The organism is Lentzea sp. NBRC 102530, assembly GCF_030269365.1.
Taxonomy (GTDB): Bacteria; Actinomycetota; Actinomycetes; order Mycobacteriales; family Pseudonocardiaceae; genus Lentzea.
Genome location: NZ_BSTF01000004.1, coordinates 103,392 through 125,799, shown reverse-complemented (window position 1 = coordinate 125,799; position 22,408 = coordinate 103,392). Strand labels below are relative to the sequence as shown.

Here is a 22,408-nt window from a genome sequence, read left to right as displayed (position 1 = left end):
AACTTCGTGCGGCGGAGGTGTTGTGAGTGACACGTACGGCGAGTGCCTTTTGGCTCAATGAATCCGGAAAAGGGGAAGTTCGGCAGGTCACACTGGCCGAGCCCGGTCCCGGTGAGGTCGAGGTGCGCACGCTGTTCTCGGGGGTGAGCCGCGGCACGGAGACGCTCGTGTTCCGCGGTGGCGTGCCGGAGAACCAGTACGCGGTGATGCGCGCGCCGTTCCAGGAGGGCGACTTCCCGTGGCCGGTGAAGTACGGCTACCTCAACGTGGGCGTCGTGCAGAACGGGGACCTCAAGGGCCGCACCGTGTTCTGCCTCTATCCACATCAGACCCGGTACGTCGTCCCGGAAACGTCGGTCACGCTCGTGCCGGAGGCGGTTCCGGCCGGACGCGCGGTGCTGGCGGGCACCGTCGAGACCGCGGTGAACGCCGTGTGGGACGCACGGCCGTTGATCGGTGACCGGATCGCGGTGGTCGGTGGCGGCATGGTCGGGTCGAGCATCGCGGCGGTGCTCGCGACGTTCCCCGGAGCCCGCGTCGAGCTCGTGGACGCCGACCCCGCGCGCGAGGAAGTCGCCCGGAAGCTCGGCGTCGGCTTCGCACTCCCGGGCAACGCCCTCGACGGGTGCGATCTGGTCTTCCACGCCAGTGCGACCGAGGCGGGTCTGTCCACCGCGCTGAACCTGCTCGCGCCGGAGGGCAGGGTGGTCGAGCTGAGCTGGTACGGGGACCGCAGGATCTCCGTACCGCTGGGCGAGTTCTTCCACTCGCGGCGGCTCACGATCCGCAGCAGCCAGGTCGGCGTCGTCGGCCGTCCCGACCGCACCTACGGCGAACGCATGGCCGTCGCGCTCGACCTGCTGGCCGACGCCAGGTTCGACGCGCTCATCACGGGCCACAGCCCGTTCGAGGAACTGCCCGAGGTCATGCCGAAACTGGCCGACGGGGAGATTCCGGCGCTGTGCCACCGCATTGACTACGGTCAGGACCATGTTTCCGAGTGACACCACGGTCGACGTCCGCGGTAAGAGCGTGGCCGTGCTCCCGGTCGGCAGCACCGAGCAGCACGGCCCGCACCTGCCGCTGGCGACGGACTCGGTGATCGCGTGGACCATCGCGTCGGCGATCGCCGAGCGGTACGACGAGGTCCGCCTGCTGCCGCCGATCCAGTTCTCGTGTTCGCAGGAGCACGCCGGCTGGCCGGGCACCGTCAGCATCTCCGCGCGCACGTTGATCTCAGTCGTCGACGACATCGCCGAGTCCCTGCGGCGCACGGGAGTCACGCACGTCGTGCTGGTCAACGGCCACGGCGGCAACTACGTGCTGTCGAACGTCGTGCAGGAGGGCGAGGGGCTGGCGCTGTTCCCCGGCCGGGACGACTGGGCGTTCGCGCGGGAGAAGGCCGGCATCGAGACCTCGGCGTACAGCGACATGCACGCGGGCGAGCTGGAGACCTCGATCCTGCTGCACGCCCACCCCGATCTGATCCGTCCCGGCTACGAAACCGCTGATCACCTGGCTGAGGACCGGCGGCACATGCTCACCCTCGGTCTGGCGCCGTACACGTCCTCCGGCGTCATCGGGCGTCCGTCCCTCGCGTCAGCGCGCAAGGGCGAGCTCCTGCTCACGGGACTCGTCGACTCGTTCCGCCACTACCTGGACCTCTTCCGTCCCGGCACGGCGTGACAGGAAGAGCACGACCGCGCCGGGCAGTGCGGCGATGAGCGCCAGCACGCCGTAGACGATGCCCGTGGTGAACCCCTGCGCGGCGCCGAGACCGGCGGCACCGAACGCCACCGCGAGGAACGCCTCGCGCGGGCCGAAGCCGCCGATGTTGACCGGGATCGCCATGATCAGCAGCGCCAGCACGACGACCGGCGCGAGCTGGGTCACCGTGGCGTCCGACCCGGCGGCGCGGGCGGCCACCAGGAACATCGCCACGTACCCGGCGACCGTCGCGGCCGACAGTCCGATGACCGCGGGCCACGTCTTGAACGACAGCAGCCTGATGCCGTCGGCCAGGGTGTTGACCAGGGCCTTCCGCACCGGCCGGACGTTCCAGCCGATCACGACGGCGATGGCCAGACCGGCGAGGATCGCGGCGACGGTGGTGCCGCTGAGCTCGAGGTCGAGGCCGGGCGCGGGGTGCGTGAGCAGCACCGCGAGCCCGATCCCGATGAGCACGACCTGGCCGGCCATGCGCTCGAAGAACACGGCGCGCACGCCCCGTCCGACGTCACCGGACTCCCGGCCGTGGTTGACCGCGCGGTGCACGTCGCCGAGCACGCCGGCGGGCAGCACGGCGTTGACGAGCTGGGCGCGGTAGTAGTCGCTGACCGCGGTCCTCAGGGTCAGCGGCAGGCCGAGGCGGCGCGCGACGAGGACCCAGCGACCCGCGCTGAGCACCGTCGTCACGAGCCCGATCGCCAGCGCGGCGGTGACGGAGAACGCGTCGATGGCGCGCAGTCCGTCGAGGAACGCCCCGGTGCCCAGGCGAACGCCCAGCGCCACGAGGATCCCGGCCGCCAGCAGCAGGCGAAGCCAAGGCCAGAACTTCTTCATCACACAGCTCCCGGTAGTGCCAGCAGGTCGACGTGGTGGACCACCGCGGAGGCTGTTGACCTGCGGCGCAGGTACTCGGAGGCCTCGGAGGCGAGTGCGGGTTCCTGCTCCACCGCGGCACCGACCCAGCCCTTCAGCCATTCCCGCTGCAGGGCGTCGCCATTCATGCGCCAGGGGCTCGAAGCCGTCCGAACCGAAGCGCCTGCCGCGACGAACGCCTCTTCAGCAGCGGCTGGTGCGTCAGGTCCGAGCAGACGACGTCCGTCCACGACGCGGCGCTGGTGAGCGTTGAACGCGTCCTGGAAGGCGGCGTCGAGCGGCTCGGCCGGATCGATGTCGATCCGGCCTGCCACCGAGAGCGTGAACAGAGCGGGCACATGTGCTTCTACGCATGCAACCGCCAGAGCGTTCATCTCGTCAGTGGTGAGCAAGTCGAGCAGTGCGGAGCAAGTGACCAGGTCAGCACCCGCGAGGTCGGCGGCTTTCAGGGACGTGAGGTCGCCCTCACGCGTTTCGGCGGTGACGTTCGGCAGCGCGCTCATGCTGGCCTCCGCCAGCCCGAGCAGCCGGGGGTCGCGGTCGTGCAGCACCCAGTGCTGCACGCCGCCGAGCCTGCCGGCGAGCCATCGTCCCATCGATCCCGTGCCACAACCGAGGTCACGGATCGTCAGGGGGTTTCGGTTCACCAGAGTTTCGCGGACGTCGTCGGCGAGCTCGGTCGAGCGTGCCTGTGCGTCGGCGTTCTCCCGCAGTGCCAGCCATTCCGGGGCGAAGGTCATGGCCGGAGCGTAGCCAGCACCCTCCGCAGGTCCTCTGTGGATTGTTCCCAAGTGGACAGTCGAGCCCGCCTGGCGAGTGCTCTGGACCGCAGTTCGGCCCTCAGATCCTGATCTTGAAACCAGCCCGTCAGTGCAGCTTCCAATGCATTTTCGTCCCCGGCCGGGATCAGCAGACCCCCGTCGGCGAGCGCGTCCGGAACGGCGCTCGCGATGACCGGCAGACCGCGCGCGAGGGCCTCGGTGACGACCATGCCGTACGTCTCGTTGCGGGAGGCCAGCACGAAGAGGTCAGCGCTGGCATAAGCGCTGGCCAGAGCCTCGCCGGCGAGCGGGCCGGGGAAGCTGACGCGGTCGTCGCGCGGGAGTTCGCGCAGGAACGGCCGGTGCGGGCCGACGCAGGTCAGCCGCCAGTCCCGTTCGATCCGCCGCAACGCTCTGACCAGCAGGTCGTGGCCTTTGCGGGGTGTGATGGACGCGACGCAGAGCAGGTGGTGGACACCGTCCGTGCCGTGGGCGAGCGGGGCTGGATCGGTACCGGGGACGACGACGTGGACCTCGCTGAGCCCGTGCCGTTCGGCGATGTTCCTCGCAGCCGTCGGACTGGTCGCGATGACCGCACTCGCGGCCCGCAGGACCTGCCCCTCCTTGTCGTCCAGGAGGGCGGCGGTGGCGGGGTCGAGCCCGGTCTCGTCGGCCAGCGGGAGGTGGACGAGGACGGCGACTTCCAGACGTCGTGTGTGAGGCACGACGATTTCGGGTAGTCCGCAGCTCACGAGACCGTCGAGGAGCACGACGGCTCCGTGCGGCACGGCCGCAAGCGCTTGCTCCAACGCGGTGGGGTCGGCTGGACGCGGCCAGTCACCAGCGACGGTCACACGGGTCATGCCGGCGCTCACGCGCAGGTCGTAGACGTTGCCGCCGCTGGGACTGCCGGGGTCCTCGACGTCAGCCGGAAGGACGAAGTGCACGTTCGTAGCCCGCCCACGCCACGTGCGACTCGTGGAGTGTGACGGCGATCGCATCGATCCCGTGAGCGCCCTCACCGAGAGCGCCTTCGGCGATCTTGTCCGCCAGCTGGTCGGCGATGTGCTTCGCGAGCCATTCCGTGGACGTGTTGATGCCCGCGAACTGGGGTTCTTCGTCCAGGTTGCGGTAGTTGAAGACGGCCAGGACCTTGTTCAGCTCCTGGGTGGCGAGTCCGATGTCGACGACGATGTTGTCCGAATCGAGCTCAGTCCGTTTGAACGTTGCGTCCACCAGGAACGTTGCTCCATGCAGACGTTGTGCTGGACCGAAGACCTCGCCGCGGAAACTGTGCGCGATCATCACGTGATCGCGGACGGTGATGCTGAACAGGATGACCTCCGCTGTGCGGTCGGGTTACGGTGCGACCTCCATCCGAGCGTAGCTGCACGTTCGGAAGGCGCCAGGTGACAAGGGGACCGTAGATGTTCGAACAGGCCTTCAGTGACGAGGACGTGGCGGAGTCCGACCTGGTGACCCGCCGCGGTACTTTCCGCGCAGTGGCGTTCCGCGCGGACGGCAGCGAACACATGGCTTTGGTGTACGGCAAGACGAAGCTGCGCGAGAACGTCCTCGTGCGCATCCACTCGGAGTGCATGACCGGTGACATCTTCGGGGCGATGCGCTGCGAGTGCGGCGAGCAGCTCGACGCGGCGTTGAACACCATCGTGCGGGAGGGCAGCGGCATCCTCGTGTACCTGCGCGGGCACGAGGGCCGCGGCATCGGGCTGGTGGCGAAGATCCGGACGCACGTGCTGCAGGACGAGGGACTGGACACGTTGGACTCGGCGACCTCGCTCGGCCTGCCCGTCGACGTCCGCGACTACACGCCCGCCGCGCGCGTGCTGAAGCATCTGCGCGTGCAGTCCGTGCGGCTGATGTCCAACAACCCGGACAAGATCGCGGCGCTGGAGTCCAACGGCATTCCGGTGACAGCGCGCGTGCCGTCGTTGATGACGCCGAACCAGCACAACATCGCGTACCTGACGGCCAAGCGCGACCGGCTCGGTCACGACCTGCCGCAGGTCGACTCCTTCACGTTGCCGCACGCCGCTGACCGTTGATTTCCCTGCACGTCAAGCACAGAATGTGCCGATGCTGGCGCTGCGTGCTGCGCGTGCGTTCGACGGTGAGAGGTCGATCGCCGGGCCCGTCACGGTCATCACCGAGGACGGGAAGATCAAGGCCGTCGAGCAGGGGCGTCCCGACGTCGCCGGTGCCGAGGTGGTCGACCTCGGCACCGCCACCGTCCTACCGGGACTGATCGACACCCACGTCCACCTGTGCGGGGACAACAGCGTCGACGCCCTCGACCGGTTGCCGTCGTTCACGTCCGAACACCTGGACTCGGTGATCGTGGACGGCCTCGCCCAACACCTCGAAGCCGGCGTCACGACCGTGCGCGACCTCGGTGACCGCTCCTGGGCGGTGACGAACCAGCGCGACCGGCACCGGCAGCGCGTCCTCGCCTCCGGGCCTCCCATCACGAGCCCGCGCGGCCACTGCTGGTCGATGGGCGGGGAGGCGACCGGCGACGAGGCGCTCCGCCGTGCCGTGCGCGAACGGGCGGAGCACCGGGTCGACGTCGTCAAGATCATGGCCAGCGGCGGGTTCGCCACCCCCGGCACGATCGTCGACGACTGCCAGTTCACCGAGCACGAACTGCGTGTGGTGGTCGAGGAGGCCCACTCGCTCGGTCTCCCGGTGACCGCCCACGCCCACAGCCTCACCGCCGTGCGGCGGGCCGTGGCCGCGGGCGTCGACGGCGTCGAGCACTGCACGTGCCTGTCCGGCGGGGGCATGGTGGTCCCCGTCGAACTGATGGACGCCCTGGCGGAGGCCGACATCGCCGTCTGCCACACGCTCGGGTCCACGGTTCCCCCGCCTCCCCACATCAGGGAGGCGTTCGAACGCGTGGGGATGAGCATCGCCGCCAAGATCGCCGCGGTCGGCCGGATGTTCGACCACGGCGTGCGCACCGTCTCCGGGACCGACGGTGGCATCGGCCCCGGCAAGGCGCACGGGATCTCCGCTCACGCCCTCGGCGACATGGTCGACGCCGGCGTGCCCAACGCAGCGGTGCTCGCGAGCGCCACGAGTCAGGCCGCGCGGGCGTTGGGGGTGAGCAAGGGGGTGCTGCGCCCCGGCTGGGACGCGGATGTGATCGCCGTGCAGGGAGATCCCATGCGGGACATCACGGCGTTGCACCACGTTGGGACCGTGGTGATCGGTGGTCAGATCGCGACGACCGTCTTGCCGACCGACCGTCGCGAGTAGACGTGGTCCACCGCGTTCAGCGCTTCCGAGAGCGGGAAGACCTCGTCGACGGCGGGCTTGACCTGGCCGTTCTCGACGAGCACACGCAGCTCGTCGAAGACGTCGGTGCTTTCGGAGGCCATCAGCGCGACGAACTTCTTGGAGGAGAACAGGTTCAGCAGTGGTGCGGCCATCAGCTTGTGGAAGCCGCCGGTGATCTTGCCGCCGGTCTCCGCGCCGACGAGCACGATCCGGCCGCGGTCGTTGGTCGCCTTCCGCAACCTGCCGAACGGCCTGGCGCCACCGCAGTCGAGAATCAGGTCGTAGGTGCCGGTGAAGTCCGCGACGGTGTGGTCGAAGACCTCGTCCGCCCCGAGCCGCCTGGCCAGTTCGACCTTCCGTGTGCTGCACACGGCCGTCACGTGCGCACCCATCGCCTTGGCGATCTGCACGCCGTACGAGCCGACTCCCCCGCCCGCACCGAGCACCAGAACCCGTTGCCCCGCCTTGACCTCGCGCAGGCCCTGCAGCGCCGTTCCGCCTGAGATCGGCACCGCGGCCGCCTCGGCGAACGAGAGGTTGTGCGGTTTGCGGGCGAGCCTCGCGGCGGGAGCGACGGCGTACTCGGCGAACGACCCCTCGCACGTGCCGAACACCTCGTCGCCGACCGCGTACTCGGTCACTCCCGGTCCGACCTCCCGCACGACACCGGCGACGTCGCGTCCCGGCACGACCGACTTCGGCGCGCGGAGCCCGAAACCGAGGATCCGCAACAGGTACGGCCTGCCGGTGAGGATGTGCCAGACGCCCATGTCAACGCCCGCCGCCCGCACCTCCAGCAGAACCTCGCCCTTCCCAGGCACAGGCACGTCGAGGTCACCGAACACCGCCGATCCGTATCTTCGTTGCACGACAGCCTTCACAGCTCTTCCTCCTCCGGGTACTGGAACACGTCTTCGAGCGACACCCCGAACACGCGCGCGATCTTGAAGGCCACCTCCAGCGAGGGCGAGTACTTGCCCTGCTCGATGGCGATCAACGTCTGCCGCGTCACGCCGATGGCCGCGGCGAGGTCGGCCTGCGTCATCTCGCCGTGCGCGAACCGCAGCGCGCGGATGGTGTTCGTGACCTTCGTGGGCTTCACAGCATTCCTCGCCGGTAGAGCGCGATCTTCGCCATCGACCCGAGCACCGCGGACAGCACGAAGCCCAGGTAGAGGACGTTGGCGATCCAGAAGTAGGGCGCTTCGAGCATCGCGAGGGCCATCGCGGAGATGCCGCCGATGACGACGAACGACTGCCCGACGTGGTCTCCGAACCGGGCGATCGCCTGGTCCCGTTCGTCGGCCTGCAGCCCGTCGTTGCGGGAGGCGATGCCGAACCAGATGCCCGACGCGATGCCCGCGACGATGCCGAACCCGATCGTCCACAGCATCGCCCCGATGTAAGGCGCATCACTCAACGGACCGCTCGCTCTTCCGGTCAGGACAAGCACGACGTACACGCCATAACCGACCAGGGAGATGATCCCCAGGGCCCACGCCCGCTTTTCCTCGAACGCCATGGTCCCGCTCCTGATGTCAAAGAAACCTGACATGCTCAAAGTAAAGCTACTTGGACATCGTGTCAAACATCTTTGACTCACCCACCCGGTGATCGACGCGTCCGGATGGCGGTCGACTACCTCCGATCGGACCCATTAGCGTGCGGCGCATGCTCCGTCCGATCCTCGTTGCGTGCGCGCTTGCCCTCACGGCCTGCGGCCACGCAGTGACGGCGGAACCACCCGCCGTCGCGCGCACGCAGCCCCCGTCGCACACCCCGGCCGCCGCACCCCTGGTCGCGACGCCCGAGGTGTGCCCGCTGCCCGACAGCGGCTTCGAGTGCGACGTCCAGAAGCGCCTGAAGGCGGCCCAGGACTACGCCGAGACCAGGCCGGGTTCGGTCGGCTTCGTGGTGCGCGACCGCAAGACGGGCGCGGTCTGGCGCAACTCCCACGCGGGCGACATGACGTGGACCGCCTCCACCATCAAGCTCGCCATGGTCGTGAACCTGCTGGAGCGCCACCGCACCGGCGTCATCAAGCTCAGCAGCGAGGACCGCCGCCTGATGACCGCCATGCTGCACAGCTCGGACGACAACGCGGCCGACACCCTCTGGAAGCGTTACGACGGCGCCACCTTCAACGCGGCGTTCGGCAAGTACGGCATGACCGGACTGGTCCCGCAGCGCGGCTACTCCTCGTCGTTCCCCTACTGGGGTTTCGAGAAGTGCACGGCCGACGACCTGGACCGCCTGATCAACTACGTCCTCGACCAGGTCCCCGCCGAAGACCGCGACTACATCACGGGCCAGATGCGCCAGGTCGGTCCCGAACAGCAGTGGGGCGTCTGGGGACCGGACGCCGGCGCGAAGAACGGCTGGTCGGAAGAGGACGGCGGCTGGGTGATGAACTCGGTCGGCTTCGTGGGCACCGACGCCCGCTACACGGTGGCCATCATGAACAACCTCAAGGGTGAAGGCGCCTACGACGAGGGCCGCGCCACCGACACCGAACTCACCCGGATCCTCTTCCGCTAGTCCACTCAGGACTCTGGTGACTCCCACAGGCAGAGCACGGACCCCTCGCTGTCCTTGACGTACTGCGAGAACCCGAACTCCCCCACCTGCTCCTTGTCGTTGAGCAGCTCACCACCCGCCGCGACGACCTTGCGCGCGGTGTCGTCGACGCTGTCCACGTCGACGATCAGCACGGGCCCGCGCACGAACTCGGTGCGCGGCGAGATCCCGCCGTCCGCGTCCCGCACGTCCACGGCCTCACCGCTCGCGTTGACCAGCACGTAGTCGAACGGCAGGCGCTGCGCCGACCACCCGAACACCTCGCGGTAGAACGCCGTGGCCCGCTCGAGGTCGTCCGCGGGCACCTCGAACTTGACCCGCCTCATCGCGCCAGGTCCGGCACCGCGGCGACGAGTTCCTCGGGCGCCGACAACCGCCACGCCTCGAACACGAGCTCGTTCACCTCGTCGGCCTCGACACCTTCGAGGTACACCACGACCCAGCCGAACCCGCCGGCCGTGAACTGCACCTCGAACACGTCGGGCCGTTCCGCCACCAGCGCCAGCTGCTCGGACAGCGTCTGCTTCAGCCCGACCGTCTGGGTGCGCGGCCAGTAGTACCCGAACACCTTGCCGCGCACGCGGAACGTGTCGTACTGCTGCCCGGAGGACCGGGTCGCCTCGGCGAGCCCGTCCACGATCTTGAAGAGCTGTTTGTTCGTCGTAGCCACTACCGACCCCCAAAGCCGAAGGCAGAAGTATAAATCCGTCACGGCGGGGTGGTCCGCTCATCCTCGAACCCACTGCGACGCACTCGTGCGATCAGTCGGTCGCCGCCAGGCAAGCCTTGAGCCACAGGGCCTCCGGGTGGTTGAGAATGATGTCTCCGACCACGGGCACGTCGTTCAGGAATCGACGGACCTCAGGGGGAAGCTCCTTGTTCGCACCGCCGCTGGCCGGCGGACCCGCGATCTCCTTCGGTTCCCACCCGAGGTCCGAGTGCAGCAGAACGGCGGTCTTCTTCGGCCTGCGCACGAAGACCAGCCGTTCTCCGTATTCATTCACGAAGTACGACACGTAGTCCGAGTCCTCGATCGAGTAGCCGCTCATCTTGGCGAGCAGACTGCGCAACTCCCGGCCCAGTTCATCAACCATGACCCGCACCATATCGTTCCATGCCAAACTACATGGATGAACTACCGATCCGGCTTCGTGCTGTTGCAGTTCCTCCAGGAAACCAAGGAGATGACGGTGTCACCTGAGGTCATCCGCCACCTCGATGCCGCGATCGGTTTCACCACGAGCCGCACCGAGTCAGGGCAGCGTTATCACAAAGGCAAGCCGCTCGTGGAGCACCTGCGAGCGGCCGCGCTGGCGGCTGGCCACGCCGACGAGGTCCAGATCAGCGACCGCCTCACGGACTTCGCCGAGTACGCGGCGGGCGAGATACCTCTTACGCTGCTGGAAACCCTGTACCAACCCGGTCAGCGCGAATCTTCTGAGCAACTCATGCGGACGCTCCTCCAGATCGGGCTTCAACGCTGCACCGAACTGCTTGCCGAGTTCACCCGGCATCGTCCAGATGCCACCGCCAACGACGCTCGCCGCTGGATCCGTGACATCGCCAGGGCCATGGAGCGGTGGAAGATCGGCGAGGACAGGCTCGGCGGGGTGAAACTCCAGAGGAACGTCGACGACCACATGACCTGGTTCAGCAGGATCCAACTGGTGCTGGCAGAAGCACCCGATCAGCCGGAACTGACCGACGAACTCGCAGAAGAACTCGCAGACGTGCCCGGCGCTGAAGCACTGGCGCAGGCCGTTCAGTGGCACCGCCGGAAGACAGCCCTGAACCGGCTTCGTATGGTCGTGGAAACCCCTGGCAGCACCGAGAAGGAGATCCACCACGAACTCAAGCAGCAGACTTGGATCTTCGGCGGGCGCTACGTCGAGGAACTCTCTCGTCGGCGGCTGGCGCCTGGCGACGAACTCGACATCCCGCTGCTGCGTGGCGACGGAGCACTGCACGTGGTCGAGTTGAAGAAGGCCGACGTGCCGAACCTCATCGAGCAGCCCCGCTCGCACCCCGCGGTCGGAATTGACGTGCACCGGGCCATGACCCAGGTGGCGAACTATCTCAGGTCGCTGGACGAGCACCGCACGCAAATCCTGACCAATCACGGCATCGAGTGCCGACGAGCATTCGCCACAGTGCTGATCGGACACCCGGACTTCGTCACCGGCCCTTACTCGGCAAAGCAGATCTCCGACGCGTTCCGCACGTACAACGCGACCCTGAGCCGGGTAGAGGTCATGACGTATCAGGACCTGATCGAGTCCGCAGAACGCACGCTCGCGCTGGAAGCCCGGTGAGCGGCAAGCCTCCTCACCTGATCAGCGACCAACGCGGCGTGCGACAACGGCGTGCCCAGGTCCTCGACGTCACCGTTGGTCGTGTAGTCGAGCAGCACGACGTCGGCGGTCTCCGCCAGCCCGCGCAGCTGCTCCACCTCGGCCTGCAGCCTCTGCTCCAGCACCCAGTGGTACGCCGGTAGGTAGATCTCCTGCCGGGCCGCCCGGTAGTCGAGCAGCCGCTCGCCCTCCAGCCCCGCGCGGTGGCCGCGCACCGGCCCGAAGCGGCGGACCGTGCGCTTCAGGCCCTTCATGGAGGTGACGGTGAGCTTCGACGGGTCGACGTCGGCGCCCTCGAACACCTTGAGCGCCTGCCAGAGGCCTTCGACGGACTCGCTCGTCACGCCCGGCGACAGCGGCACCGGGATCTGGCCGTGCGGGTAGAACGGGCTGAAGCGCACCCACGGCTCGGGGCCGCGGGAGGTCACGTCGATGACCACCGCGTCCGGGCGCTTCACCTTGCGACGCTTGCTCGCGACTTCGATCGGCACGGGTCGAGGATGGCAGGGGGGTCTGACAATTTTCGGCCGCACGAGCCCACTTCGGGCCGGGGTCAGCGAACTGGTTGGTCCAGGGCGGCCTTCGTCGGTGTGACACGGCTGCGCTGGGTCAGCACGACGCAGACGAGCACGACGGCGGCGGTGGCGAGGGCGGGCCAGCCAACCGGTTCACCGAGCACCAGCGCCGACCACAGCAGCGTCAGAACCGGTTGGGCCAGCTGGATCTGGCCGATCTTGGCGACGCCGCCCGCGGCCAGGCCCGCGTACCAGGCGAAGAAGCCCAGGAACATCGAGATCAGTGCCACGTAAGCGAAACTGAGCCACACGACGGTGTCGGCGCGGGAGAAGTCCGCTGTGTACCAGGAGACCGGGACGGTCACCGGCAGCGAGACGACCAGCGCCCAGCAGACGGTGCGTGCGCCGCCCAGTTCGCGGGAGAGCGCGCCACCCTCCGCGTAACCCAGGCCGCACAGCACGACGGCGATCAGCAGGTACGCGTCGGCAAGGCTGAGCGAGCCGGAGAAACCGCCGCCGGTGGCCACGAACGCCAGCACCGCGAGCAGTCCGGCACCGCTGGCGAGCCAGAACGCGAGCGGCGGGCGTTCCCCTGCCCGCACCACGGCCCAGATTGCCGTGGACATCGGCAGCACCGCGATCACGACGGCGCCGTGGGCCGAGGTCTGCGTGGTGAGAGCCAGGGACGTGAAGAGCGGGAAGCCGATCACGATGCCGAGAGCGACGACGAGCAGGCGGCGGACCTGCGCGGCCGACGGTAGCGGCGCACGCGATAACGCCAGGTAGCCGATCGCCAGCAGACCGGCGACGAACGCGCGTCCGAACGCGACGAACCACGCGTCCAGACCTGCGACAGCCAGCCGGGTCGCGGGCAGGGAGAAGCTGAACCCCAGCACGCCGAGCGCGCCGAGTGTTACCCCCGCTGGCACGATAACGTTACTCTTGGCTCTCATGAATGAGGATAACGCAGCCATCCGCGTTATCGAGGACCTGAGAGCGACGGCACGCGCCGGTCGCGCCGGCGACCGCATGCCCTCGGTGCGCGAGCTGATGGCACGGCACCGCGCCTCGCCCGCGACGGTCCAGCAGGCCATCCAGCGCGTCGCCGCGGAAGGCCTCGTCGAGGTGCGGCCCGGCCGGGGCAGCTACGTCGCCCGGCGCGCCACCGCGGCGAGCCACGACCTCTCCTGGCAGGCCGTCGCGCTCGGCGAGGGCAGGCCCGGCGAGGACCTGGTGGCGAACCTCGTCGCGGTGCCCAAGCCCGAGGCGATCCCGCTGACCAGCGGCTACCTCGACCCCGACCTGCAACCGACCGACGCGCTCGGCGCCGCGCTCAGTCGTGCCGCACGCCGCCCGGCGAGTTGGGGCCGCGTGCCGGTCGAGGGCAAGGAGGAACTGCGCGCGTGGTTCGCCAAGGAGGCGGGCGGCGAACTCAGGGCAGGCGACATCACGGTCTGCGCGGGTGCCCAGGAAGCACTCGCGACCGTGTTCCGCGGCCTCGGCGAGCGCGGTGACGCGGTGCTCGTCGAGTCGCCCACCTACCTCGGCGCGATCGCGGCCGCCCGCGACGCGGGGCTCAAGGTCGTGCCCGTGCCCGCGGACCAGGACGGCGTGCGCCCCGACCTGCTCCAGGCGGCGTTCGAACGCACCGGCGCGAAGGTCTTCTACTGCCAACCGCTGCACGCGAACCCGCACGGTGCCGTGCTGTCCGACGAACGCCGCGCGGAGGTCATGCGGATCGTCCGCGGGGCAGGCGCGTTCCTCGTCGAGGACGACTGGGCGCGCGGCTTCACCATCGACGGCACCGCCCCGCCGACGCTCGTCTCGCAGGACACCGACGGCCACGTCGTCTACGTCCGCTCGCTCACCAAGGTCGCCGCGCCCGGTCTGCGCGTCGCCGCGATCGGTGCCCGCGGCCCCGCGGGCACGAGGCTCAAGAACACCCGGTCCCGGCAGGACCTGTACGTCGCCGGGCCGCTGCAGGAGGCGGCGATCGACTTCGTGACCTCCCCCGTCTGGCGGCGGCACCTCCGCACGCTCCAGCAGTCGTTGAGGTCCAGGCGGGACGCTCTGACGCGCGCGGTCGCCGAGCACCTGCCCGAGTTCGAGATCGCCAGGTCGTCCGGCGGCCTGCACCTGTGGGCGACGCTCCCGGACGGTGTGGACGACCTGGAGCTGACGACGGCCGCCGCGGCACGCGATGTCGTCGTCGTTGCGGGACGGTCGTGGTTCGCCGCTGAACCGCCGGGCAGTTTTCTTCGTTTGACCTACGGCGGCGCACCGGAACACGTGCTCGCAGAAGGGGTCCGGCGTCTCGCCCTCGCCGTGTCCACCGTGCGGAGATGACCGCTTCGGGTGAATTGCATCGTTCGTTAACTTGACTCAATCCAGAAAAGACGGCAGGGTGGCTGCCGTGCCCACGGCTTCCGATTTCGAGCGCTTGTTGCGTGGAGCGTCGCTTCGGGTGACGGCTCCGCGGATAGCTGTGCTGTCCGCGGTGCACGCCCACCCGCACGCCGACACGGACTCGATCATCGGCGTCGTGCGTCAGAACCTCGGCGCGGTCTCCCACCAGGCCGTGTACGACGTGCTCCGTGCGCTGACCGGAGCCGGCCTGCTGCGCAAGATCGAGCCCCAGGGCTCGGTCGCCCGCTACGAGGCGCGCGTCGGGGACAACCACCACCACGTCGTCTGCAGATCCTGCGGCGCCATCGCCGACGTCGACTGCGCGGTCGGCCACGCGCCATGCCTGGACGCATCCGACGACCGCGGGTTCGTCATCGACGAGGCCGAGGTCATCTACTGGGGCTCCTGCCCCGAGTGCACGACCGCCGCGAAAAGTTCCTGAACACCCGGAAGGATTCCCGTGTCCGACAGCACTGACGCCAAGGTGAGCGAGTCGAAGGGTGAGTGCCCGGTAGCCCACACCCGGCGCAGCCAGCCCAGCGAGGGCGGCAGCAACCGCGACTGGTGGCCCAACCAGCTCAACCTCCGGATCCTCCGCAAGCACCCCGTCCAGGCGAACCCCATGGGTGGCGAGTTCGACTACGGCAAGGAGTTCCTGACCGTCGACCTCGACGAGCTGGCGCGCGACGTCGACGCCGTGCTCACCGAGTCGAAGGACTGGTGGCCTGCGGACTTCGGGCACTACGGCCCGTTCATGATCCGCATGGCGTGGCACAGCGCGGGCACCTACCGCACGCACGACGGTCGTGGTGGCGCGGGCGCGGGCATGCAGCGCTTCGCCCCTCTCAACAGCTGGCCGGACAACGGCAACCTGGACAAGGCCCGCCGTCTGCTGTGGCCGGTCAAGAAGAAGTGGGGCGCCAAGGTCTCCTGGGCCGACCTCATGATCTTCACGGGCAACCGCGCGCTGGAGACCATGGGCTTCAAGACCTTCGGCTTCGCCGGCGGCCGCAACGACGTGTGGGAGCCGGACGAGGACGTCTACTGGGGCCCGGAGACCGAGTGGCTCGGCGGCGACGCCCGCTACAGCGGTGAGCGCGACCTGGAGTCGCCCCTCGCGGCCGTGCAGATGGGTCTGATCTACGTCAACCCCGAGGGCCCGAACAGCAACCCGGACCCGCTGGCCGCCGCCCGCGACATCCGCGAGACGTTCGGCCGCATGGGCATGAACGACGAGGAGACCGTCGCCCTCATCGCCGGTGGCCACACCTTCGGCAAGGCGCACGGCGCGGGCGATCCGTCGCTCGTCGGCGTGGAGCCCGAAGGCTCGCTGATGGACGCGCAGGGCTTCGGCTGGGTCAGCACGCACGGCACCGGCAAGGGCCGTGACGCCATCACCTCCGGCCTGGAGGTGACCTGGACGCAGCAGCCCACCAAGTGGACGAACCTGTTCTTCAAGAACCTGTTCGAGTTCGAGTGGGAGCTCACCAAGTCCCCGGCCGGCGCGCACCAGTGGAAGCCGAAGGACAACGGCGGCGCCAACACCGTGCCGGACCCCGAGGACGGCACCCTCAACCGCCAGCCGATGATGCTGACGACGGACCTGTCGCTGCGCGTCGACCCGATCTACGAGCCGATCTCGCGCCGGTTCGCCGAGGACCACCAGGCGTTCGCCGACGCGTTCTCCCGCGCGTGGTTCAAGCTGACGCACCGCGACATGGGCCCGATCCAGCGCTACCTCGGTGCGCAGGTGCCGCAGGAGGAGCTGATCTGGCAGGACCGCCTGCCGGTCGTCGACCACGAGCTCGTGTCCGCCGAGGACGTGGCCTCGCTGAAGGCGAAGATCCTGGAGACCGGCCTCTCGGTCTCGCAGCTCGTCAAGACCGCGTGGGCCTCGGCCGCGTCGTTCCGCCAGAGCGACAAGCGCGGTGGCGCCAACGGTGCGCGCATCCGCCTCGAGCCACAGCGCGGCTGGGACGTCAACGAGCCCGACCAGCTCGCCCAGGTCCTGCGCACGCTGGAAGGCGTGCAGGAAGCCTTCAACGCGGCGCAGTCCGGCGGCAAGAAGGTCTCGCTGGCCGACCTGATCGTCCTCGGCGGCGCCGCGGCGATCGAGCAGGCCGCCAAGGCCGCGGGCCACGACGTCGAGGTGCCGTTCCTCCCGGGCCGCGCCGACGCCACCCAGGAGCAGACGGACGCCGAGTCGTTCGCCGTCCTGGAGCCCAAGGTCGACGGCTTCCGCAACTACGGCAACAAGGCCAACCCGCTGCCGTCGGAGTACCTGCTCGTCGACAAGGCGAACCTGCTCGGCCTCTCCGCCCCGGAGATGACCGTGCTGGTCGGTGGCCTGCGCGTGCTGGGCGCCAACCACGGCGGTTCGACGGCGGGCGTCCTCACGGCCAAGCCGGAGACGCTGACCAACGACTTCTTCGTGAACCTCCTCGACATGGAGACGGAGTGGAAGTCGGTCACCGAGGACCAGGAGAACTTCGAGGGCCGCGACCGCGCCACCGGTGCCGTCCGCTGGACCGCGACCCGCAACGACCTGGTGTTCGGCTCGAACTCCGAGCTCCGCGCCATCACCGAGGTCTACGCGAGTGACGACGCCTCCTCGAAGTTCGTCACGGACTTCGTCGCGGCGTGGAACAAGGTCATGAACGCGGACCGCTACGACGTCTGATCCAGCTCCACCCCGGTACCCCAGGCCACTCCCCCGGCCTGGGGTACCGTCGTCTTCATGGGGGTGCGCATCGCGGGCACGGCTCTGCCGTCGCGCGAACAGGTCTCGTTCGCCGTGTCCGGTGACCGCCTGCGCGCCGTACCGTCCACTGAGGACTCCCACTGGTGGCTGCTGCCCGGCCTCGTGGACGTGCACTCGCACGCGGGCATGGACCAGCCGGGCGACGCCTACTCGCACGCCCGGTTCCGCCGCCACATGCTCGACCACCTCGCCGCGGGCGTGCTGACCGTCCGCTCCCCGGGCTCGCCCGACCCGGTCCGCGACCGCCCGGACGACCCCGACCTCCCCCGCCTGGTGCGCGCCGGGGCGTGGCTCGCCACCCCGGGCCGCTTCTTCCCCGGCTACGGCCGCCAGGTGACCGAGGCGGACCTGGTCACCGCCGCCGTCGAGGAGGCCTCCACGGGCTGGTGCAAGGTGATCGGCGACTGGATGCCGGACGATCCCCCGGTACCGCTGGACGTGCTGACCGCCGTCGTCACCGCGGTGCACGCCATCGGCGCCCGCGTGGCCGTGCACTGCCAGACCGAAGCCGGCTGCCGCAACGCCGTCCTGGCAGGCGCCGACAGCCTCGAACACGGTATGCACCTGGACCACTCACTCCTTCCTCAGATGGCGGCTCAGGGCACCGCCCTGGTCCCGACCTTCACCACGTTCGCCAAGATCAGCGCCGGCATCCCCGACACCGCAGACCCCCGCCTGCGCGACTGGCTCCTCACCGGCTGGGAGCACGCGTTCCCGACCGTCCGCGCGGCCCACGAGGCGGGCGTGACGGTGCTGGCGGGCACCGACAACAAGCCCTGCGGCGAAGTCGCGGGCGAGATCGCCTGGCTCGTCAAGGCCGGCATGCCGGTGGAGGCGGCCATCGGCGCCGGCTCGTGGACCGCGCGGGAGTGGCTCGGCCTGCCGGGCCTGGCCGACGGCGGGTACGCCGACGTGGTCGCCTACGACACGGACCCGGTCGAGGACCCTTCGGTGCTGACGCGGCCGGGCCGAATCATCTTGCGCGGCAAGGTCATCGCCTGACTCGACGGCCATGCGCCCTCGCCACCGGTGCTGCCACAACACCAGCACGGGTGGCACGAACAGGCCTGGTGTGCGGCAACATCACGCCCAGCCCAGCCAGCACACGAGGTCCGCCAGAGCACACGCTGACTGACATCCAACACACGCGTGACGCGACTGAACCCGTTACAGGACAGCATCATCGTCCGGCCCAGCCGATGCACGAGGCCCGCAGGGCCACACGACGCGAGTCAGCGTCAGCGCGCGGTGGTGCGGTCGGACCTGGTGTGCGGTCGGTCATCGGCTGATGCGGGGCAACACCTCCGTCGACTCCGGGTCGCCCTTGCCGCGGTGCCGCAGGCGGGTGACCACGAACAGCGTCAGAGCGAGGGCCACCGCGGCGATCACGAGCTTCTGGAAGACGCCCGCGTAGGACTCGACTCGGTGCCAGTTCTCGCCCAACTGGTAGCCGGCCACCACGAACACCGTGTTCCAGATCAGGCTGCCCAAAGTGGTGAGCACGAGGAATTTCGGGAAGTTCATGCGTTCTACACCAGCGGGTAAGGAGATGAAGCTGCGGAACAGCGGAATCATTCGACCTAAGAACACCGCTTTTGTGCCGTGGCGGGTGAACCAGGCTTCGGTCTTGTCGAAGTCGGTGACGCGGACCAGGGGAATGCGCGCCACCAAGGCTCGGGTTCTGGTGCGGCCCAGGAGCATGCCCGCCAGGTAGACGATCACGGCGCCGGCCACCGAGCCCAGGGTGGTCCAGAAGAGTGCCGCGGGCAGGCTGAACACGCCCTTGCTGGCCGAGAAACCTGCCAGGGGGAGCACCAGTTCGCTCGGGATGGGCGGGAAGAGGTTGTCCAGGCCCACCACTACGGCGGCGCCCACGCCTCCCAGCGACTCCATCAGCGAGACGGCCCATTCAGCCAGCATTGTTTCCCCTCGGGTGGTGGTGCGGTCTGGTGGGAATCACGCTAGGAACGGGGCGGGTGGCGGACCATGAGGTTGTCCGTCGGAAATCGTGGGGGAAGCCGCAGGGCAATACTGTGGTAAACCGCAATGCCGGGCGGGCTGGGGGTCGGTACGGTGGCGAATGTGCATCAGGAAGGGCAGCTCAGTGCCGGTTCGCTGGTCCGGCGCTGGTTCCGGATGCTCCTCGGGCTGACGATCGGGTCCGTGACGGGAATGGCCGGGCTCGCGGCCGCCGCAGTGGATGTCGGCGTGGTCAGGCTGACCGAGTACGAGCTGGGCCGGATCGCGCGTTTCGACCAGGCCGTGCACACCAATCCCTTGACGCGTAGGGGATGCCGCCGCTACCTCGCGGTGCGGTGGCTGGTCGGAGCGCTCGGTGCGGGCGTGATCTACATGCTGGCGTTCTGGTACGTCGTCGCCGTCTCGATGGTGACGGCCTGGTTGTCAGGAGGTGATTGGGGCTTCATCGAGGAGGACGACCGCGTCTCGCTGGGGCTGATCCTGCTGGTGACGGTGCCGGGTGTGCTGGTCATCTTCGTGACGACGGTCGGTGTGGCGGGTGTGGCGGTGCTGGAGAGATGGCTCGCCACGGCGTTGCTCGGGACGAGTCAGCAGACGTTGTTGCGGCAGCGTGTAGCCGAGCTGACGAGCACCAGGGCCGAGGTCATCGAGGCCATCGACGACGAGCGGCGGCGCATCGAACGCGACCTGCACGACGGAGTCCAGCAGCGTCTGGTCGCGCTCGGCATGCTGATCGGCAGGGCGAAGCGGGCGAAGAGCGAGGGGCACTTGCACGCGTTGTTGCAGCAGGCGCACGACACCGCGGGCGAGGCGATCGACGAGCTGCGCGAGGTGGCGACGCGCGTCTACCCAGCTGTGCTCGACGACTCGGGGCTGGCCCGGGCGCTGGAGGCGTTGGCGGAGCGGGCGAGCGTGCGCGTCGACATCAGGAACGAGCTGACGGAGTCGCCGGGCAAGGCGCTCGAGGCGGTGATCTACTTCGTGGCGTCGGAGGCGGTCACCAACGCGGCCAAGCACGCCGATCCGTCGGTGGTCGAGATCTCCGTGTGGTCGAGCAGGTCCGAGGTCGCCGTCCGGGTGCAGGACGACGGGGTCGGTGGCGCCGACCCCACCGGGTCCGGGTTGTCCGGGCTCGACAGGAGGGTCAAGGCGGTGGACGGGGCGTTGGACGTGCTCAGCCCGGCCGGTGGTCCCACCGTGATCTCCGCGAGGTTGCCGTGCGCGTGATCCTCGCTGAGGACTCGACGTTGTTGCGCGAGGGCCTGATCCGGTTGCTCGCCGAGGAGGGGCACGAGGTCGTGGCCGCCGTCGGCACGGCACCGGAGCTGCTCAAGGCCACCGAGGAACACCGGCCGGACATCGTGGTGACCGACGTCCGGATGCCGCCCGGGCACAAGGACGACGGCATGCGGGCCGCGCTCGAGATCCGCGAGCGGTGGCCGGAGGTGAGCGTGCTGGTGCTGTCGCAGTACCTGGAGAACCGCTACGCCACCGAGCTGATCACCAGCACCGGCGGCAAGGTCGGCTACCTGCTCAAGGACAGGGTCGCGCAGGTGGACGAGTTCCTGGAGGCCCTGGAGAGGGTCGCGGCGGGCGGCGCGGCGTTCGACCCCGAGGTCGTGCGCAGGCTGCTGACCAGAACGACCCACGTGGACCCGCTCGAAGCCCTGACCGTGCGAGAAAAGGAGGTTCTGGAACTGATGGCGCAAGGGCTCACCAACGCCCGCATCTCCACCCAGCTGCACATCTCGCAGAGCGCCGCCGAGAAGCACATCAACGCGATCTTCGACAAGCTCGGCCTCTCCGGGTCGTCGGGCATCAGCCGCCGGGTGCTGGCGGTGGTCCGCTACCTGGGCAGCTGATGGGCGTCGAGGAGTTGCTCGCCACGCCGGGCACAGAGATCGCCCGCGGTCTGTTCAACGATGCCGTTGTGCTGCCAGGAGAGTGGGTGGCGCGGTTCCCGAGGCACAGCCTTCCCGACGCAAGGCGGCGCGCACGGGCGTTGCGGCTGATCTCCGCGCTGGAGCTGCCGTTCGCGGTGCCGGAGGTCGTCGAGGACAGGCTGGACCTGCCGCTCGGCGAGGCCCACGTCGTCATCTCGTACGTCGGCGGCGAGCAGTCGGAGACGGCGAGCGACGAGGCCGTCCGCGAGGTGCTCGACGCGCTCGAGAGCGTCGAGCTGAGCGGTGAACTCGTTGCGCTGCTGGACGAACCGTTGCTCCACGCCGGCGGCCGGAACGCGGCGGAGTCGATCAGCGAGCTCGTGTTCCCGCTGCTGACCGAGGACGAGCGCGGGCAGGCTTCGCAGGTGCTGCGACGGTTCGCGGAGCTGCCACCCGCCAGGGGCTTCGTGCACGGCGACCTGGCGCCGGTGAACCTGCGCTGGCGCAACGGAAAGGTCAGCGGGATCATCGACTGGGACTTCGCCTGCGCCGGTGACCCGGCGCTCGACGCGGCGGCGTTCGCGAACTACGGCTGGCCGTTGGTCAGGCGGGTCAGGCCCGAGCTGTACGAGCGGGCGCTCACGCACGCGGCGATGTTCCCGTTGACGGGCGCGGTGTCCGCGCTCCGGCAGGGCGGCGACCCGGCGAGGTTCCTCGCCTGGTTCCGGCGCCGCTGCGCGGTGCGCGAACACCCACCACTCGGCTAGCCACTGCCAGCACGCCGGGATGAAGGCGTCGAAGCTGCGGCCGGAGAACTCCAGGTGGTCGCGCCAGGTGACTTCTTCACCATCCACCTCAGCGACCCGAAGGGCTCCGTCACCGGCTCCACCGGCACGCGGAAGGTCGGCGTCGAACTCCAGGCCAGCGGCCAGACGCCGGGCACACCGGCGAAGCTGACCGGCGTCGACCTCGCCGACCTGAACCTCGGCAACGCCACGACCAGCGACAACGCCGGTGTGCTCACCGTCACAGGCATCAGGTCGACGCTCACGAACTCTGAGGCATTCACGGGCTTCTACCGCGCGGGCGACAAGCTCGACGACCTCACGCCCACGCTGGGTTCGTCCTGCGCTCAGCTGCCCGAACAGCCACGTCCGGCCACGAAACCGGCGACGCGCATCGCCGCTGGTGGCCCTCGCGGTGGGTTGCCGCTGGTGGGCGGCGGAATCGCGCTGCTCGTGACGACTTCACCCGGACGGAGGACTTGATCACTA

The 22,408-nt window shown here is 69.2% G+C and carries 27 protein-coding genes; 14 read left to right on the top strand and 13 right to left on the bottom strand.

Annotation, left to right across the window (positions count from 1 at the left end):
* Positions 1-26 precede the first annotated feature (26 nt).
* Together QSK25_RS12005 and QSK25_RS12000 are read left to right on the top strand one after the other, a co-directional pair.
* Positions 27-1,004: a zinc-dependent alcohol dehydrogenase gene (locus tag QSK25_RS12005; RefSeq protein WP_285637916.1), complete on the top strand. Its 978-nt coding sequence runs from the start codon at positions 27-29 to the stop codon at positions 1,002-1,004.
* Positions 991-1,686, top strand: coding sequence for a creatininase family protein (locus QSK25_RS12000; protein WP_285637914.1), 696 nt, complete (start codon positions 991-993; stop codon positions 1,684-1,686). Before QSK25_RS12005 ends, QSK25_RS12000 begins: the two co-directional genes overlap by 14 nt.
* Here the strand turns inward: QSK25_RS12000 and QSK25_RS11995 are convergent.
* Genes QSK25_RS11995 through QSK25_RS11980 form a run of 4 tightly spaced genes read right to left on the bottom strand, consistent with a single transcriptional unit; the run spans position 1,600 to position 4,697 of the window.
* Positions 1,600-2,562: a lysylphosphatidylglycerol synthase transmembrane domain-containing protein gene (locus QSK25_RS11995; RefSeq protein ID WP_285637912.1), complete on the bottom strand. Its 963-nt coding sequence runs from the start codon at positions 2,560-2,562 to the stop codon at positions 1,600-1,602. The genes QSK25_RS12000 and QSK25_RS11995 overlap by 87 nt on opposite strands.
* The gene (locus tag QSK25_RS11990; protein WP_285637910.1) at positions 2,562-3,341 is read right to left on the bottom strand and encodes a class I SAM-dependent methyltransferase; all 780 of its coding nucleotides are present in this window, start codon (positions 3,339-3,341) and stop codon (positions 2,562-2,564) included. Before QSK25_RS11990 ends, QSK25_RS11995 begins: the two co-directional genes overlap by 1 nt.
* Positions 3,338-4,309, bottom strand: coding sequence for a glycosyltransferase family 4 protein (locus tag QSK25_RS11985; protein WP_352235752.1), 972 nt, complete (start codon positions 4,307-4,309; stop codon positions 3,338-3,340). Before QSK25_RS11985 ends, QSK25_RS11990 begins: the two co-directional genes overlap by 4 nt.
* Entirely contained in the window at positions 4,287-4,697 is a 411-nt protein-coding gene (locus QSK25_RS11980) for a 6-pyruvoyl trahydropterin synthase family protein (RefSeq protein ID WP_285638686.1), read from the bottom strand. The genes QSK25_RS11985 and QSK25_RS11980 overlap by 23 nt, the downstream gene beginning before the upstream one ends.
* Positions 4,698-4,789: 92 nt before the next feature.
* On the opposite strand from QSK25_RS11980, the gene ribA reads away from it, so the two are divergent.
* Both ribA and QSK25_RS11970 read left to right on the top strand, forming a co-directional pair.
* Positions 4,790-5,428, top strand: coding sequence for a GTP cyclohydrolase II (ribA, locus tag QSK25_RS11975; RefSeq protein WP_285637906.1), 639 nt, complete (start codon positions 4,790-4,792; stop codon positions 5,426-5,428).
* A 31-nt stretch (positions 5,429-5,459) separates the two neighbouring features.
* Positions 5,460-6,641 (top strand): amidohydrolase family protein, encoded by a 1,182-nt coding sequence (locus QSK25_RS11970; RefSeq protein WP_285637905.1) that lies wholly within the window; start codon positions 5,460-5,462, stop codon positions 6,639-6,641.
* Here QSK25_RS11970 and QSK25_RS11965 read toward each other — a convergent pair.
* Genes QSK25_RS11965 through QSK25_RS11955 form a run of 3 tightly spaced genes read right to left on the bottom strand, consistent with a single transcriptional unit; the run spans position 6,599 to position 8,183 of the window.
* Complete coding sequence (locus tag QSK25_RS11965; RefSeq protein ID WP_285637903.1) at positions 6,599-7,543, bottom strand: NAD(P)-dependent alcohol dehydrogenase; 945 nt, start codon at positions 7,541-7,543, stop codon at positions 6,599-6,601. The two genes, QSK25_RS11970 and QSK25_RS11965, sit on opposite strands and share 43 nt — an antisense overlap.
* Entirely contained in the window at positions 7,540-7,764 is a 225-nt protein-coding gene (locus tag QSK25_RS11960; RefSeq protein WP_352235750.1) for a helix-turn-helix transcriptional regulator, read from the bottom strand. The genes QSK25_RS11965 and QSK25_RS11960 overlap by 4 nt, the downstream gene beginning before the upstream one ends.
* Complete coding sequence (locus QSK25_RS11955; RefSeq protein ID WP_285637901.1) at positions 7,761-8,183, bottom strand: hypothetical protein; 423 nt, start codon at positions 8,181-8,183, stop codon at positions 7,761-7,763. Before QSK25_RS11955 ends, QSK25_RS11960 begins: the two co-directional genes overlap by 4 nt.
* A gap of 149 nt (positions 8,184-8,332) precedes the next feature.
* Here QSK25_RS11955 and QSK25_RS11950 point away from each other — a divergent pair, with 149 nt between their 5' ends.
* Positions 8,333-9,199, top strand: a complete 867-nt coding sequence (locus QSK25_RS11950) for a serine hydrolase (protein ID WP_285637899.1) — start codon at positions 8,333-8,335, stop codon at positions 9,197-9,199.
* A 5-nt stretch (positions 9,200-9,204) separates the two neighbouring features.
* On the opposite strand, the gene QSK25_RS11945 is transcribed toward QSK25_RS11950, so the two are convergent.
* From QSK25_RS11945 to QSK25_RS11935, 3 genes are all read right to left on the bottom strand, one after another.
* Positions 9,205-9,564, bottom strand: coding sequence for a VOC family protein (locus QSK25_RS11945; RefSeq protein WP_285637897.1), 360 nt, complete (start codon positions 9,562-9,564; stop codon positions 9,205-9,207).
* Positions 9,561-9,908 carry an MmcQ/YjbR family DNA-binding protein gene (locus tag QSK25_RS11940; RefSeq protein ID WP_285637895.1) on the bottom strand — a complete coding sequence of 116 codons (348 nt, stop codon included), beginning with the start codon at positions 9,906-9,908 and terminating at the stop codon, positions 9,561-9,563. The genes QSK25_RS11945 and QSK25_RS11940 overlap by 4 nt, the downstream gene beginning before the upstream one ends.
* Before the next feature lie 91 nt (positions 9,909-9,999).
* On the bottom strand, positions 10,000-10,332 hold the full coding sequence (locus tag QSK25_RS11935) for a hypothetical protein (RefSeq protein ID WP_285637893.1): 333 nt from the start codon (positions 10,330-10,332) through the stop codon (positions 10,000-10,002).
* A 36-nt stretch (positions 10,333-10,368) separates the two neighbouring features.
* On the opposite strand from QSK25_RS11935, the gene QSK25_RS11930 reads away from it, so the two are divergent.
* Positions 10,369-11,550, top strand: a complete 1,182-nt coding sequence (locus QSK25_RS11930; protein ID WP_285637891.1) for a Shedu anti-phage system protein SduA domain-containing protein — start codon at positions 10,369-10,371, stop codon at positions 11,548-11,550.
* Here the strand turns inward: QSK25_RS11930 and QSK25_RS11925 are convergent.
* Both QSK25_RS11925 and QSK25_RS11920 read right to left on the bottom strand, forming a co-directional pair.
* A complete protein-coding gene (locus tag QSK25_RS11925) occupies positions 11,499-12,080 on the bottom strand; it encodes a DUF6939 family protein (protein ID WP_285637889.1) in 582 nt (193 codons plus the stop codon). The genes QSK25_RS11930 and QSK25_RS11925 overlap by 52 nt on opposite strands.
* Positions 12,081-12,142: 62 nt before the next feature.
* The gene (locus QSK25_RS11920; RefSeq protein WP_285637887.1) at positions 12,143-13,033 is read right to left on the bottom strand and encodes a DMT family transporter; all 891 of its coding nucleotides are present in this window, start codon (positions 13,031-13,033) and stop codon (positions 12,143-12,145) included.
* 22 nt (positions 13,034-13,055) lie between these two features.
* Between QSK25_RS11920 and QSK25_RS11915 the strand changes: the two genes are divergently transcribed.
* The 4 genes from QSK25_RS11915 to QSK25_RS11900 all read left to right on the top strand — a co-directional run bounded on the left by QSK25_RS11915 (position 13,056) and on the right by QSK25_RS11900 (position 18,273).
* Complete coding sequence (locus QSK25_RS11915; protein WP_285637885.1) at positions 13,056-14,450, top strand: aminotransferase-like domain-containing protein; 1,395 nt, start codon at positions 13,056-13,058, stop codon at positions 14,448-14,450.
* A gap of 67 nt (positions 14,451-14,517) precedes the next feature.
* Positions 14,518-14,952, top strand: a complete 435-nt coding sequence (locus tag QSK25_RS11910; RefSeq protein ID WP_285637883.1) for a Fur family transcriptional regulator — start codon at positions 14,518-14,520, stop codon at positions 14,950-14,952.
* A gap of 18 nt (positions 14,953-14,970) precedes the next feature.
* Entirely contained in the window at positions 14,971-17,190 is a 2,220-nt protein-coding gene (gene katG, locus QSK25_RS11905) for a catalase/peroxidase HPI (protein ID WP_285637881.1), read from the top strand.
* Between the two features lie 57 nt (positions 17,191-17,247).
* Positions 17,248-18,273 carry an amidohydrolase family protein gene (locus QSK25_RS11900; RefSeq protein ID WP_285637879.1) on the top strand — a complete coding sequence of 342 codons (1,026 nt, stop codon included), beginning with the start codon at positions 17,248-17,250 and terminating at the stop codon, positions 18,271-18,273.
* Positions 18,274-18,549: 276 nt separating this feature from the next.
* Here QSK25_RS11900 and QSK25_RS11895 read toward each other — a convergent pair whose 3' ends face one another.
* Positions 18,550-19,191, bottom strand: a complete 642-nt coding sequence (locus QSK25_RS11895; RefSeq protein WP_285637877.1) for a DedA family protein — start codon at positions 19,189-19,191, stop codon at positions 18,550-18,552.
* A gap of 162 nt (positions 19,192-19,353) precedes the next feature.
* Between QSK25_RS11895 and QSK25_RS11890 the strand changes: the two genes are divergently transcribed.
* The 4 genes from QSK25_RS11890 to QSK25_RS11875 are packed head-to-tail and all read left to right on the top strand — an operon-like array spanning position 19,354 to position 22,402.
* Positions 19,354-20,478, top strand: coding sequence for a sensor histidine kinase (locus QSK25_RS11890; protein ID WP_285637875.1), 1,125 nt, complete (start codon positions 19,354-19,356; stop codon positions 20,476-20,478).
* Positions 20,469-21,113, top strand: a complete 645-nt coding sequence (locus QSK25_RS11885; protein ID WP_285637873.1) for a response regulator transcription factor — start codon at positions 20,469-20,471, stop codon at positions 21,111-21,113. The genes QSK25_RS11890 and QSK25_RS11885 overlap by 10 nt, the downstream gene beginning before the upstream one ends.
* Positions 21,113-21,901 (top strand): phosphotransferase, encoded by a 789-nt coding sequence (locus tag QSK25_RS11880; RefSeq protein ID WP_285637871.1) that lies wholly within the window; start codon positions 21,113-21,115, stop codon positions 21,899-21,901. Before QSK25_RS11885 ends, QSK25_RS11880 begins: the two co-directional genes overlap by 1 nt.
* A gap of 54 nt (positions 21,902-21,955) precedes the next feature.
* Positions 21,956-22,402, top strand: a complete 447-nt coding sequence (locus QSK25_RS11875; protein ID WP_502881833.1) for an HtaA domain-containing protein — start codon at positions 21,956-21,958, stop codon at positions 22,400-22,402.
* Positions 22,403-22,408 lie beyond the last annotated feature (6 nt).

Coding starts and splice junctions, on each gene's coding strand:
- QSK25_RS12000 (WP_285637914.1), top strand. CDS start 991: ATGTTTCCGAGTGACACCACGGTCGACGTCCGCGGTAAGAGCGTGGCC.
- QSK25_RS11970 (WP_285637905.1), top strand. CDS start 5,460: ATGCTGGCGCTGCGTGCTGCGCGTGCGTTCGACGGTGAGAGGTCGATC.
- QSK25_RS11990 (WP_285637910.1), bottom strand. CDS start 3,341: ATGACCTTCGCCCCGGAATGGCTGGCACTGCGGGAGAACGCCGACGCA.
- QSK25_RS11900 (WP_285637879.1), top strand. CDS start 17,248: ATGGGGGTGCGCATCGCGGGCACGGCTCTGCCGTCGCGCGAACAGGTC.
- ribA (WP_285637906.1), top strand. CDS start 4,790: ATGTTCGAACAGGCCTTCAGTGACGAGGACGTGGCGGAGTCCGACCTG.
- QSK25_RS11915 (WP_285637885.1), top strand. CDS start 13,056: ATGAATGAGGATAACGCAGCCATCCGCGTTATCGAGGACCTGAGAGCG.
- QSK25_RS11945 (WP_285637897.1), bottom strand. CDS start 9,564: ATGAGGCGGGTCAAGTTCGAGGTGCCCGCGGACGACCTCGAGCGGGCC.
- QSK25_RS11880 (WP_285637871.1), top strand. CDS start 21,113: ATGGGCGTCGAGGAGTTGCTCGCCACGCCGGGCACAGAGATCGCCCGC.
- QSK25_RS11935 (WP_285637893.1), bottom strand. CDS start 10,332: ATGGTTGATGAACTGGGCCGGGAGTTGCGCAGTCTGCTCGCCAAGATG.
- QSK25_RS11895 (WP_285637877.1), bottom strand. CDS start 19,191: ATGCTGGCTGAATGGGCCGTCTCGCTGATGGAGTCGCTGGGAGGCGTG.
- QSK25_RS11930 (WP_285637891.1), top strand. CDS start 10,369: ATGAACTACCGATCCGGCTTCGTGCTGTTGCAGTTCCTCCAGGAAACC.
- QSK25_RS11955 (WP_285637901.1), bottom strand. CDS start 8,183: ATGGCGTTCGAGGAAAAGCGGGCGTGGGCCCTGGGGATCATCTCCCTG.
- QSK25_RS11950 (WP_285637899.1), top strand. CDS start 8,333: ATGCTCCGTCCGATCCTCGTTGCGTGCGCGCTTGCCCTCACGGCCTGC.
- QSK25_RS11995 (WP_285637912.1), bottom strand. CDS start 2,562: ATGAAGAAGTTCTGGCCTTGGCTTCGCCTGCTGCTGGCGGCCGGGATC.